General features: G+C 30.6%; 13 protein-coding genes. 2 read left to right on the top strand and 11 right to left on the bottom strand.

Going from position 1 to position 13,504, the window contains the following annotated elements; genetic code table 11:
• Positions 1-307: 307 nt before the first annotated feature.
• From ACW5R3_RS08235 to ACW5R3_RS08215, 5 genes are all read right to left on the bottom strand, one after another.
• On the bottom strand, positions 308-1,216 hold the full coding sequence (locus ACW5R3_RS08235) for an EamA family transporter (RefSeq protein ID WP_456576529.1): 909 nt from the start codon (positions 1,214-1,216) through the stop codon (positions 308-310).
• A 137-nt stretch (positions 1,217-1,353) separates the two neighbouring features.
• On the bottom strand, positions 1,354-2,028 hold the full coding sequence (locus tag ACW5R3_RS08230; protein WP_456576528.1) for a hypothetical protein: 675 nt from the start codon (positions 2,026-2,028) through the stop codon (positions 1,354-1,356).
• A 33-nt stretch (positions 2,029-2,061) separates the two neighbouring features.
• Positions 2,062-2,805 (bottom strand): DUF3575 domain-containing protein, encoded by a 744-nt coding sequence (locus ACW5R3_RS08225; protein WP_456576527.1) that lies wholly within the window; start codon positions 2,803-2,805, stop codon positions 2,062-2,064.
• Between the two features lie 38 nt (positions 2,806-2,843).
• Positions 2,844-3,263, bottom strand: coding sequence for a thiol-disulfide oxidoreductase DCC family protein (locus ACW5R3_RS08220; protein WP_456576526.1), 420 nt, complete (start codon positions 3,261-3,263; stop codon positions 2,844-2,846).
• 45 nt (positions 3,264-3,308) lie between these two features.
• On the bottom strand, positions 3,309-5,480 hold the full coding sequence (locus tag ACW5R3_RS08215; RefSeq protein ID WP_456576525.1) for an endonuclease MutS2: 2,172 nt from the start codon (positions 5,478-5,480) through the stop codon (positions 3,309-3,311).
• Positions 5,481-5,611: 131 nt separating this feature from the next.
• On the opposite strand from ACW5R3_RS08215, the gene ACW5R3_RS08210 reads away from it, so the two are divergent.
• On the top strand, positions 5,612-6,580 hold the full coding sequence (locus ACW5R3_RS08210; protein WP_456576524.1) for an alpha/beta fold hydrolase: 969 nt from the start codon (positions 5,612-5,614) through the stop codon (positions 6,578-6,580).
• Here the strand turns inward: ACW5R3_RS08210 and ACW5R3_RS08205 are convergent, their stop codons facing one another.
• The gene (locus ACW5R3_RS08205) at positions 6,581-8,074 is read right to left on the bottom strand and encodes a YfcC family protein (RefSeq protein ID WP_456576523.1); all 1,494 of its coding nucleotides are present in this window, start codon (positions 8,072-8,074) and stop codon (positions 6,581-6,583) included.
• 65 nt (positions 8,075-8,139) lie between these two features.
• Here ACW5R3_RS08205 and ACW5R3_RS08200 point away from each other — a divergent pair, with 65 nt between their 5' ends.
• Positions 8,140-8,805, top strand: coding sequence for a uracil-DNA glycosylase (locus ACW5R3_RS08200; protein ID WP_456576522.1), 666 nt, complete (start codon positions 8,140-8,142; stop codon positions 8,803-8,805).
• 649 nt (positions 8,806-9,454) lie between these two features.
• Here ACW5R3_RS08200 and ACW5R3_RS08195 read toward each other — a convergent pair.
• The 5 genes from ACW5R3_RS08195 to ACW5R3_RS08175 are packed head-to-tail and all read right to left on the bottom strand — an operon-like array spanning position 9,455 to position 13,393.
• Positions 9,455-10,312: a substrate-binding domain-containing protein gene (locus ACW5R3_RS08195; RefSeq protein WP_456576521.1), complete on the bottom strand. Its 858-nt coding sequence runs from the start codon at positions 10,310-10,312 to the stop codon at positions 9,455-9,457.
• Entirely contained in the window at positions 10,309-11,181 is an 873-nt protein-coding gene (locus tag ACW5R3_RS08190; RefSeq protein ID WP_456576520.1) for a nucleoside phosphorylase, read from the bottom strand. The genes ACW5R3_RS08195 and ACW5R3_RS08190 overlap by 4 nt, the downstream gene beginning before the upstream one ends.
• A gap of 3 nt (positions 11,182-11,184) precedes the next feature.
• The gene (locus ACW5R3_RS08185; protein WP_456576519.1) at positions 11,185-12,111 is read right to left on the bottom strand and encodes a DUF1835 domain-containing protein; all 927 of its coding nucleotides are present in this window, start codon (positions 12,109-12,111) and stop codon (positions 11,185-11,187) included.
• On the bottom strand, positions 12,111-12,440 hold the full coding sequence (locus ACW5R3_RS08180) for a translation initiation factor (protein WP_456576518.1): 330 nt from the start codon (positions 12,438-12,440) through the stop codon (positions 12,111-12,113). Before ACW5R3_RS08180 ends, ACW5R3_RS08185 begins: the two co-directional genes overlap by 1 nt.
• 2 nt (positions 12,441-12,442) lie before the next feature.
• Positions 12,443-13,393 (bottom strand): isopenicillin N synthase family dioxygenase, encoded by a 951-nt coding sequence (locus ACW5R3_RS08175; RefSeq protein WP_456576517.1) that lies wholly within the window; start codon positions 13,391-13,393, stop codon positions 12,443-12,445.
• Positions 13,394-13,504: the final 111 nt, after the last annotated feature.

Below are 13,504 nucleotides of genomic sequence, written 5' to 3'. Positions count from 1 at the left end.
AGATGAATCGGGTTTAATACAATTATGCCTAATTTACGGTATTTAGGTTAGCTATTAAAATCAAACGACTTCTAAAGTTACTTTCATATTCAAATATTAATATTTAATAGTGTATTTGGTAGGAGATTTTTACAATTAATATTGAAATAACAATAATATATTCAGTTTATCGATTTTTTACAATTTTGAGAGTATGTTATTGTAATTTTGATGTATCAATAAGTGAATTAAAACACTTTTGGTGAATTAGTTTTAAGGTTAAGATTTATTAAAAAAAAAGGTCTCGCAATAGCAAGACCTTTTTTTATTATATATGTGCAGCACGCCTTTTATTTCTCCGGTGCTTTAAAGCTGGTAAATTAAATAGAACAATAGAAAATGTTATTAGCATGTAACTTACTCCTTGTAATAATGTAATTTTTTCTCCAAAATAAAAAACGGCTAAACAGAAATTTATTAAAGGGTTTAAGTAGATAAATACACCTACAATAGACGAGTTTAATCCGCGTAAGGCATAAATATTTAGAAACATTGGGACTATGGTAAACCCAATTGCTATTAACAGAACCATACCATAAAAGTATAATGTTTTTGGTGCTTCAAAGTCATAACTAATTAAAAAAGGACTTAATATTAACACGGCAAATGTAATCTGAATTGTTAAAATTAAAAATCGATCCATTTCCTGATTTTTTCTTTGTAGAATAAGATAAATAGCATAGGTAAGGGCTATAATTACACTATAAAATAAATCCATAAAATTCCCTAAAGACAATAATACACATGCGAATATACTCAGGGCAACGGATAACCATTGCAGCTTGAATAATTTTTCTTTAAGAAATATAAAAGCTAGAACCATGGTAAGGATTGGACATATTAAATAAGCTAATGAGGTTGCTTTTACACTAACATGGTTCATAACGTAAATAAATATATACCAGTTTAAAGCTAAGAAAAAACCGCTTATTACATTTATAACAGCAATCCGAAGACGTTCTTTTTTTGCTAAAGATTTAAAGACTTGTATGTTTTTCTTTAAAACTTTTGGTCTGAAAAGTAAACTTACAATAAGCATTATAGCAACCGATATTAAAGAGCGATGGCTTAAAATATCAAAAGGCGTGTAGTTAGACAAAGGTTTTAAAACTAAACTAAAAAAGCCCCAAATAGTAAAAGCTAAAGTTGCTGCTACATAATGTTTTGTTGTATTCATAATTATTAAAAAATAATCTGCAAATGTAAAGTAAATGCACTTAACTTCTGGGATACATATTTAAAAATAAGCCCATTATTAAGCATAAAAAAAGCCTTGCAAATGCAAGGCTTTTTTTTATTATGTAACAGAAAATATTATTTCTTATCTGTTAATGCTTTTGTTATTTTTTCAGTGTACTCAACAGCATTTTTTGTCATGTTTTGAGGATCTTCAATTTGCGTAGTTACTACTGCTGCTAATTGTTTTCCTTCTTCTTGAGCTAAATCGTAAGCTACTGTTTCAACAATATATGTTTTTACTACTTGAGTTGTAGAACTCATTGGTACATAACTTCCGTAAGTAGAGTAGGACATAGCGTTACCATAGTAACCATAAAAACCTCCATAATAACCAGGGAAATAACCAGGCATATAGCTAGCTCCAGCATAATAACCACCATCAGTTGACGTTTCTGTACGCTCTTGGTAGTCTTTTACAACAGTTAAAACAACTGCATTGTAACCTTCGTTATTTAAAAACTCTTTAAAGTTAGATAACTGTTGTTCTGTTAACTTTTCATCATGATTAAAATTAGGCATTTCTTTAAAGCTTTCAGTTGCCTTCATACCTTCAGCACGAAGTTGTTTTGCTAATTCTTGTTCAAAAGCAATACGTGCTTGTTTATTTTGTGTTCTTGCAATAACCAAAATATTATCATCTTTAATATCGGCTGCAGAATCAGATTTCCAAGCATCTAATACTTTAATTCCTGAGCAACTAGAGGTAATTACCATCAATAAAATGGCTGCTAATTTAAGTGTGTTTTTCATAGTTTTTTTGTTTTTTTTATAATTATAATAGTATTAAAAAGTATACCCTAAGGCTATACCATATCTAAAAGACAACGCATTAAAGGTTGATTTCCTGTTAACCTCAGAAAACCTGAAGTCACCATTTAAAAAGTCTAAAATACTGTAATCTTCTAAAGCTTGATTTAGATCATCATAAAACTCATCTGGTAGATCTTTATTGTTAATAAATTTAAAATTGTAATTTCCTGTACCAGGACCTGCAATTAAGAAATCTAAATTCAGGTTCTTGGCAATTGGCAGTTTATATCCAACCATTAGTCCAATAGAAGTAATATCAACTTTCATATCAAACTGTAGTTCATAATTCGTACCATTTTCTGAAAGATAAGAGCCACCCAACTCAGATTTATAATTTGAATACTTTAAATAAGCACCAACGTAAAACCCATTAAGAGCTCGGCTTGATGTTTTGGGTATATAATATCTTACTTCTGGAACAACTTGAAATCCTGTATAAAATACTTCTCCTGTTTTAACACGAGGCTTGTCTATACCTGAAAATGAGACTAAACCTTCTTTCCCTTTATAGCCAAACGATAAAGATGCAGAAAAATTATTAAAGAAACTTCGTTCATAAGAAATTTGATACACGCCATTTATTAACTGCAATGTTTCTAGTGACAGTTCGTTTTTCTTAATTTTCTTACTTGACGTACTTTCTTGCTCTTGAGAAAAAGCTTGCGTTGTACCAAGACAAAGAGCGAGTATAAAGCTGAATTTTAATAGGTTTTTCATAATGGTTCAAAAGTATAATAAAAATATAATATAGATAGTTAATTCATGAATTTTGCTTTCAATTCTTTTGTAGGTATCATGCAGGATTCTTTTTTACCAAACCACTTATATCTATTTCTAGCAATAAAATCATAAACACCATCTCTTATAAACGTGGGTACGATAAAAAATAGAGCCATTAAGTTACGTGGAAATCCTAATTTTACTGCAATTTTTAGTGCTGCGGTGGATTTATATGAAATACCATTGTCAGGTGAAAAAAGTAAAATAGAGTCTAGTTTTTTGATGTCAATATTATATGTTTTTATTGTTTCTTTTCCAACTTGACTTTCTAGAGGGGCAAACATAAACAGGTGGTTCTTATCATGCTTAATGACATAATTAATAGCGTTGTTGCAAAGATTACACACACCATCAAATAGAATTAACTGTTTGTTTTTGGGTAAATTAGAAAGCATATATCAAAAATAAGGAAGAATTTAAAAGATGTCGTTACAATTGGGCTACTTTTTTATTGCTTGAACTAGTTCTAACTGATCTAAACTGACATTTGTAGTAAACATACCATAATTAACAATGGCTTTATTTTTCTCAATAGAATCAATTGTTCCAACGGCTCGTCCATCTATAAGTCTAACACGGTCGCCTATTCTTAAAATAGGTTTTGGGGCTGTTGGTTTATTTTTCTCTTTTTGTTTAGCTACTTTTTTCTTCTCTCTAATAACAGCCACTTTCTTTTCAGCTTCTTGTTTTACCTTTTCAACTTTGGCTTTTTCAATTTTTTGTTTTTTTGCTGAAACCTTCTTTCGTTTTGAATTTTCAATCTGAACAAGCTTAAATAGCTCATTCATTAATTCACGTTTTTGTTTATTATTAAAGTATTTTTGTGATAGGTCATCAATTTTTTGTCCTAAGTAAATAAGTCGCTGATTACTATCATAAAGCTCTTGATAACTTTCTAGTTTCTTTTGAATTTTAGAGTTAATCTCCTCTAATTTTTCGGCTTCCGTTTGTTTTTTACGTTCGTTAACTTTTAGCGATTGTTCTGTTTTTTCAAGTTTGGAGCGTTCCTTTTGTAATTTAGCAATGGTTCTGTCAAAACGAACTTTACCTTTTTCAATTTTCTTTTTCGCTCGGTTTATTAAACTATAAGGAATACCGTTTTTTTGAGCCACTTCAAAAGTAAAGGAGCTACCAGCTTGACCTAATGCTAATTTATATATGGGTTCTAATGTTTTTTCATCGAACATCATATTAGCATTTTGCATGTATGGTAACTCGTTAGCTAGAATTTTAAGATTGGAGTAGTGGGTTGTAATAATACCAAAAGCCTCTCGATGATAAAATTCCTCTAAAAACGTTTCGGCTAAAGCACCACCAAGTTCAGGATCAGATCCCGTACCAAACTCATCAATTAAAAATAAAGTATTTTTATTACATTTCTTAAGAAAGTAATTCATTTGCTTTAAGCGGTAACTGTACGTGCTTAAGTGATTTTCTATAGATTGATTATCTCCAATATCAGAAATAATTCTATCAAATAAGAAAACGCTACTACGCTCGTGAACAGGTATTAAAAAACCAGATTGCAGCATAAGTTGCAGTAATCCAACAGTTTTAAGTGTGATACTTTTCCCTCCAGCATTAGGGCCTGAAATAACAATAATTCGATTGTCCTGTGTAAGGTGAATGGATTGCGGGAAAGTGGTTTCTTGTTTCTTTTTGTTGCTTAAAAACAATAATGGGTGATAGGCTTCACGTAGAAAAAGTTCACGTTCATTATTAATTTTAGGCAAAATAGCTTGCATTGAATTGGCATATTTTGCCTTAGCAGAAATAACATCTATTTCTGTTAAAAAGTCCTGATAGCTATTTAAAAGCCCTATAAAAGGGCGAATAAAATTAGTTAAGGTTTTTAAAATACGAACAACTTCCTCGTGCTCTTCATACTCTAAATTATTCAGTTCTCTAGTATATCGTAAGGTTGTTTCAGGCTCTATATATACAATACTACCTGTTTTACTACCACCCATTATAGCACCTTTAACTTTACGTCTGTACATGGCTTTAACAGCTAGTACTCGTTTGTTATCGACTACAGATTCGCGTATGTCATTTAAATATTCTAATTGCTGATAACTATTTAATGCCGATGTGAAACTTTGATTTATTTTACCCTTTAAAATAATAATTTCCTGACGTAGAACTTTTAAAGTGCTAGAAGCATTATCTTTTACATCTCCAAAACGATCAATTATGGTATCAATCTCATTAATTAGGACTTTAGTAACTTCTATATGTGAAGCATAGTCATATAAATTAGAATAATACTCTTGGAATTTTTTTAAGAAAACTATAATGTCGTTTGCCGTGGTTGAAATGGCAACAATTTTTTTTAAACTATGGGCTTCTAAATAAGTGTTTTCAATTTTTAAAAGCTTTATTTCTTTTGCTATCGTATCAAAACCGTGATTAGGAATGCGATTATCATTAACAAAGGATGCAACATACTCGTTTGTTAAATCTAAAGCATTTAAGGCTAGCTCTTTATTTTTATAAGGTGTAATTTTTAACGCAGATTCATGTCCTAAAGGCGTAATGCAAAGCTCACTTACTTGTTGTAAAATAGTAGAAAACTCAAGATCTTGAAGTGTTTTTTCGTGAATGTGTATCATAATGTTCCTCGCGTAAAAGGATAGCTTTTTTTAAGATTTACAAAAATACACATTCTGTTTAAAACATATCTATTCATAAACTATAAGTTCCTTTTAGAATTGTGTAAATTTGATACTTAATATATTTATTTATGAGACTAGTTTCTGTTGTTATTTTTTTAAGCATTATTCTTTGTTTACAATCATGTGAGAAAGATTATGAAAAATACACAAAGAAACCCGAGTACATAACTAATTCTAAAGGGAGTTTGAAAGCTTATTTTGAAGCTTATGATGCGTCCTTAAAACTTTGGGATATTCCATTTGAAGAACTTTATATACCAACTCAATTTGGAACAGCTCATATTGTTGTAAGTGGTCCTGAAAATGGAGAACCTTTAGTATTGTTACATGGTATGAATGCTAGTTCCACCATGTGGTACCCGAATGCTAAAGCTTTAGCTCAAACTTATAGGTTATACGCTATAGATTTTATTTTAGAACCTGGGAAATCGTATAAAACCGGCGTTTTTGACGATGTTGATGATATTAGTTTATGGTATAATGAAATTTTCGAAAAATTAGAGCTTAAAGAGTTTAGTTTAGTAGGCGCGTCTAGAGGTGGTTGGATTTCAATGAAATTGGCATTGGAAAACCAAAAAAGAATAAAAAATATGATTCTTTTAAGTCCTGCTCAAACCTTTATTTGGATAAGACCTAGTTCAGATTTATTAAAAAACATAGTTATGCTCTTTTCATCTGAAGAAAAACAAATTGAACAAAGTTTAAAATCTATGTCTAGTAATGTTTCAAATATTGACGAAACATATTTAAAACAGTATTACAAATCGGAATCTAACGACTCTATAAACAAGTTTTTATTAAGTATGAAACCTTTTTCAAAACGTGAAATAGAATCACTCAATATGCCTGTTTTAGTTTTAATAGGTGATGATGATGTTATAAATAACAATAAAACTGTTGAAATGACCAATTCACTTATACCAAAAGGATCCGGAGGCGTAATTTCTAATGCAGGTCATTTTCTAACTGTAGATCAGCCAGAGGCAGTTAACCAGAAAATATTAGACTTTTTAAACAGGTCATTTCAAACAGAATAATTACATGTACGCTTGAATTGTAATTACAATCATGGTAAATACAGTAAGAATTAAAAGTAGTGGTAGTACAAATTTTAACCATTTATTATAGCCTACTTTAACAATGGCTAGAGACGCTAAAATTAAACCAGTAGGATTAATAAAAGCAAATAAACCTAAACCATATTGGTAGCAGTTTACAATTACATCACGGCCAAAACCTACAGTATCAGCTAAAGGAGACATAATTGGCATAGTTAAAACAGCCATCCCAGATGAACTTGGTATAAAAAACGATAAGCCACTATAAATAAATAACATCGCGTTAGCAAATACACCTTTATTCATGCCTTCCGTTACGGTACTTGCATGATATAGCATAGTATCACTAATCAAACCATCATTCATTAATACCGAAACGCCGCGAGCAATTCCTATTATTAACGCAACCCCTAATAAATCTGAAGCGCCTTTAACAAAGGTTTCTACAAATGTTGTTTCTTGAATTTTCCCAATTAAACCAATAATAATAGCACCTACTAAAAACACTGTTGTCATTTCAACAAACCACCAATCTAATTGTGATACACCATAAATCATTATTACAAAACACATAGTGAAAACAACGAGAATCAAACGTAATCTAGTTGTTAGTTTTAAAGTTGTTGTGTTTTTAGTTCCAAAATGTGCTTCAATTTCTTCTTTCTGACTATAAATTAATGATTTTGTTGGGTCTTTTTTAACCTTACTAGCGTATCTCAAAATATAAATAATACAAATTGCTACACCAATAAGAAGTGTTATAATTCGCCCTGTTAAACCTGTTGTCCAGTTAATTCCAGCAGCATCAGATGCAATTATAGTACTAAATGGGTTAACGGTAGAACACATGGTTCCTATAGCAGAACCTAAATATATAGATGCCAATGGTACCATGGCATCATATTTAGCAGCTAGAAACATAGGAATTAAAATAGGGTAGAAGGCAATAGTTTCTTCAGCTAAACCAAAAGTTGTTCCGCCTAACGCAATCAGAGCTGTAACCAAAACAATAAGAATATATTCTTTGCCTTTTAATGTGTTGGCTAGCCACACAATTCCAGCATCAAAAGCACCCGTAAAGTTCATGATACCAATTAATCCACCAATTATTAGTACTAGAAAAATAATATCAGAGGCTTCAATAATCCCTTTAACTGGAGATTGGAAGAAAGCCACTATACTCTGAGGTTTTGCTTCAACAACTTCATAGGTGTTAGGAATTGAAATTGGCTTCCAGATGCCGCCATTAGTAAATTTACTTAATGGTATATTAATATTTAATTCCTCTAAAGTTTCCTGTGTTGCCGGGAGAGCAGCAGTAGATTCTAGATGTGTTATAGTAAAACTATCATCAGCTTTACTATAAGTAAGTGTATCGTATTTTCCAGCCGGAATTATCCAAGTTAATAAGGCTACAAGTCCAGCTATAATTAATAGAATTGTTTGTGCTGTAGGGAATTTTATTTTTTTCAAAAGAAATAATTTTTAGAGTATAAAGATAATATTAATTTAGTGCAGACATAACGAAGATAAAAAAAATGACACCAAATATAGATCCTAGTTGGCTGATCCATTTTCAAAATGAATTTAGTAAACCTTATTTTAAAGAATTAATGCATTTTATTGATAATGCTTACCAAAATCACACCTGTTACCCGTCCTACGATAAAATATTTCAGGCGTTTAATGCTTGTAAATTCCAAGATGTAAAAGTTGTGATTATAGGTCAAGATCCGTATCACGGTCCAAATCAAGCAAATGGTTTGTGTTTTAGTGTTCAAGATGGTGTAACGCATCCGCCATCTTTAAAGAATATTTTTAAAGAACTTGAAACAGATACAGGAAAACCATATCCAGTTAGTGGTAATTTAGAGCATTGGGCAGAACAAGGTGTATTATTGTTAAACGCCACATTAACGGTTCATGCTCATGAAGCTGGTAGCCATAAAAAAAAAGGATGGGAAATATTCACAGATAGCGTAATTAAAACTATCAGTAATCAGCATAATGACGTGGTATTTATGTTATGGGGAGGTTTTGCTAAATCGAAAGCAAAATTAATAGCGAAAGAAAAGCATACTATTCTATTAAGTGGTCATCCATCACCATTAAGTGCTAATCGAGGGTATTGGTTTGGTAATAAGCATTTTAGTCAAGCTAATGCCTTTCTAAAAGCGAATAATAAGAGTCCGATTAATTGGTAACCAGAAATTACATTTTAAATAAAAAACCTATAACAAATAGATGTTATATAGTTACATATTAAAACGTTGATATTACTGTTTTAGCTTCCTGTAGGAGCTAACTGTGTAGATTTATTAGTTTTAGAAACGTTGTTCTTTGAAATTTTTAAAGCAACTAAGTTTTCTTCTTTTTTTACTGTTTTTTTGGTTGACTTATTACAACTAAATATAAGTAATATAAAGTTAATTGCAACCAAAATTATGAGCGTCAACATAATGGTCATTAGCATAAGCAATCCGTTTTTAAGATTAAAGCGTTATCAAATATAAAAGATTAAACTCATTTTTTAAAGAAATTTTAACATTTATCGATGTAAGGTCGCTTTTCAAAGATATGATTTATAGTATATTAAGAAATTAAAAAGCTTAAGTAAATTATATGTTACCCCTTATCAATGGCCAATATGACTGAATGTTTTATTGGTAATTATTAAAAAAATGTTGTTATTTCTAAAGAGTACTATCTTTTCATTGCGTTTAAACTAATAGTCGAAAAGCTTTAAAATAGTAAGTGCAGTCATTTTTATGATTAAATGATATTTTTTGACGTGCTAGTTTTTCAAAAATTAAAACGGATTATCTATTTAAAAAACACTAAACCGGCATCTATTTACTGTAAATTATGAACTAATTTGTCATAAGGTACTGTTTCTGAAATAATATCTAAAGCTAATAACTGTTCTTGAATATTATTAATGGTAGCTTCATCCATTGGGCTTTGAGACCATTCAGTAAGTGATAACCACTCTTGAACATCTTCTAGCTTCTGATCGTAACGCTTAGCTATAACCTTATCAATATCTGGAATTCCCTTAAAATCTTTAGTAGCTGTATTAATAATATCTAAAATAGTATTTAAATCTTCCGTATGGTTTTCAATAAAATTATCACTAACAGCTATAACAAAACAAGGCCAAGGAGTAGGGCAGTTTCCTAAACGTCTAAAAACACCATTATCTACTAGTGGTTTAGTCATAAACTTTTCCCACATAAAATAGTCAGCTGTATTGTTTGATAAGGCTTCTATTGCACCATCCATATTTTTTACAACTTCAAAATGTAGATCTTTTTTTAAATCCCAACTGTTATTTTGAGCGTTTATGTACGCCATTAAATGCGATCCGGAACCATAACGACTGATAGCTGCTTTTGTTCCTTTTATATCGGAAAGGGTTTGATATGGTGATTTATCATCTACATGAATACCCCAAATTAAAGGCGTTTCAACAAACGTTTGTACAATTTTAGAAGGATTACCTTCTGCAATATCTTTTATAATACCTTCGGTTAAAATTACAGCTATATCAATAGTGCCTTCGCGTAGTGCTTTACACATGGCACCTGTTCCTCCCGGATAATCATGCCATCGTAAGTTAATATCTTGATCTTTATAATCACCATTTTTTAGCGTTAAATACCACGCCAAATTAAAGTGTTCAGGTACACCTCCAATTTTTACTGTTTTCATAAGCTTGTAATTTTATCTAAAGTGTACTGAATTAAATTTTCTACTACCTCTTTGGGATTTTTACTAAAGGTACCATTTGCACGGTTTGCAATAATGGCATTCAACGATAGTGCTTGGTGTCCTAATAATTTTGATAAGCCATAGATAGCTGAAGTTTCCATTTCTAAATTAGTAATTCTGTTATTTTCATATTCAAAATTATCCATTTTAGAATTTAAAGTGGCATCCTGTAAGTTTAAACGTAATTTACGCCCTTGAGGTCCATAAAAACCGACAGCCGTAGCTGTGATTCCGGAATATGTTTCATCAGATGAAAAATGTTTGGCTAAAAACGGACTATTTTCAATTAAAATGGGACGCGCTTTATGAGCGTACCAATTGCAATGCTTGACAAAAGCATCTTCTATTTCTGGATTTGTAAATGGTTCAATTTCATAAAAATGTAAAAGACCATTTAAATCTAAACTATGCGAGCTCATTAAAAAACTATCTACCGGAATATCTTTTTGTAAAGATCCTGAAGTACCAACTCTAATAATATTTAAAGATGTTAATTCTGTTTTAGGTTGACGTGTTTTTAAATCGATGTTCACCAATGCATCTAACTCATTTAATACAATATCTATATTGTCAGGACCTATACCTGTTGAAATAACTGTTAAACGCACTCCTTTATAAGTGCCCGTATGTGTTTTAAACTCACGCTTTTGTGTCCTAAAATCAATGGTGTCAAAATGCATTGTAATTTTATCTACACGATCTTGATCTCCTACAAAAATAATGGTATTCGCTATATTTTCAGGTTTCAGATTTAAGTGATAAATACTGCCATCTGGATTGAGTATAAGTTCAGATTCTTGGATAGGCATAGTTTATTTTTTTATAAGTTTATTCTGTTCGGTACTAAAATAAAAGTCCAAACGGTTTATACCACCATAGGTTATATTATTATTAATCTCTTTAGAAAAATTACGCGTACCTATTAATGCTTCGTGTCCTTTTCTGTTTAAGCTGATTTGATTTTCAGTTTCATCAAAAAACAGAGATAAACAATTAATAATTCGGAGAATTTGGGTGTCCCCAAACCCATAATAACCTTGAAAATTTAAAGCGTAACCTAATAAATGGTTTTTCGATTTAATATCTTGGTCCCGTATAAGTGTTAAAATGTTTTCTTCTAAACGGCTTAATCCATTTTTTAAATTAGGAAAGCGTTCTAAATGCGCTTTTAAACAACTGTTCAGGTATTTAAAAGACGATTTTTTAACAATGTATGGTTTCAGCAAATTATGATCTTTACTACAGTATATATGCCATAATGTTCGTGCAAGATCGATATCTGACTCTTGTAAACGCACTTTGTTTTTGTAATGCTCTAATAACTGTTTCCTAGAAAGTTCCCTTAATGCTTTTAAATTTTTTTCTCCAGGAACACGACCACTACAAACTAAATGTAAAGGGGTGTTAATTTTTTTCTCTTGAAGTAGTTTTATAACAGCAAGTAGATTAATATGACAAAACAAATCATATTCAAACCATAAAACTATTTTATCATAATTATTAGCCGTATTTAAAATAGCTAACTCTCTCTTTATTTTAACTTCATCAATCTCGATGTCATAAGCAGATTTTAAAAAATCTTTTCGTTTATCTATAAATTCTTGCGAATCAATATCAGTTAGAGTAGGCCCTTCGCATAACATTTCTTGCCATGTTAAAAAGGTTCCTTTAAAATCTAGGTCTTGTAAAAACTGGGTTAAATGATGCCCGTTAGTAATATGAAGAATTGACTTTTCCATTAACCGCCAACACGCTTAACATTAAAACCCTTTTCTTTTAAAATAGCCATAATTTTATCGCGGTAATCACCTTGAATAATTATTTTATCATCTTTAAAACTACCTCCAACACTAAGAGTTGTTTTTAGTTCTTTGGCTAATATTTTAAAATCTTCAGTAGCTCCGGTATAACCATCTATAATAGTAATGGGTTTGCCTTTACGTTTTTCATATTTACATAATAATGGATCATCTTGAATCCATAAACCTGATTCCTCTTGATCTTCTGTTTCTGGCTTTTCAGAAATATGTTCAGGAAAAAGATTTTTTAACTGATCTTGTAAATCCATACTTATTTTTTAATTAACCCTAATTCAATTAAACGCTCGGTTAAAAATTCGCCGGCTGTAATATCTTCAAATTGCTTCGGGTTATTTTCATCAATACAACTTTCTAAAACATCTAGTTTCATATCACTAACAGGATGCATAAAAAATGGAATAGAATAACGTGATGTTCCCCAAAGTTCTCTTGGAGGATTAATCACGCGGTGTATTGTTGATTTTAATTTATTATTGGTATGACGAGATAACATATCACCAACATTAATCATTAATTCATCTGGTTCTGCAATGGCATCAATCCATTCACCTTCATGATTTTGAACTTGTAATCCGCGACCTTGAGCTCCCATTAATAAAGTAATTAAATTAATATCACCATGAGCTGCTGCACGTACAGCATTTTTAGGTTCATCTAAAATAGGAGGGTAGTGGATAGGGCGTAAAATACTGTTCCCATTATGAATATAATTGTCGAAATAAGTCTCTTCTAAATTTAAATATAAAGCTAAAGCACGTAAAACGTATTTGGCTGTTTTCTCTAACATTCTAAAAGTTTCCTTACCTGTTTTATTAAAAGCAGGAAGTTCTTCAACTTGTACATTTTTAGGGTATTCGGCTTCTAATTTGTCATTATTTTCTACATATTGACCAAAATGCCAGAATTCTTTTAAATCGCCTTCCTTTTTACCTTTAGCACTTTCCTTACCAAAAGAAATATAACCACGTTGACCGCCAATACCTTCAATCTCATATTTACGCTTAGTTTCTAACGGTAAATCGAAGAAGTTTTTAACCTCTGAATATAAGTTATCAACTAATTCATCATCTAAAAAGTGTCCCTTTAAAGCAACAAAACCAATTTCTTCATAAGCTTTACCAATAGCATCAACAAATTGTTGTTTTTTGGTAGGGTCGCCCGAAATAAAATCCTTTAAATTGACACTAGGTATTGCATTCATATTGTTATTATTTTAAAAAGTAAGTATTACAAATGTACGAAAACATTATAAAGTTTGGAATACTATTTAATGATAGATTTTTATTTGAAATTATCAATTTATAGTATATTT

The organism is Algorimicrobium bowmanii, from assembly GCF_054031195.1.
Note: the sequence above shows the minus strand (reverse complement) of the source record. Positions and strands in the feature narration are given on the sequence as shown.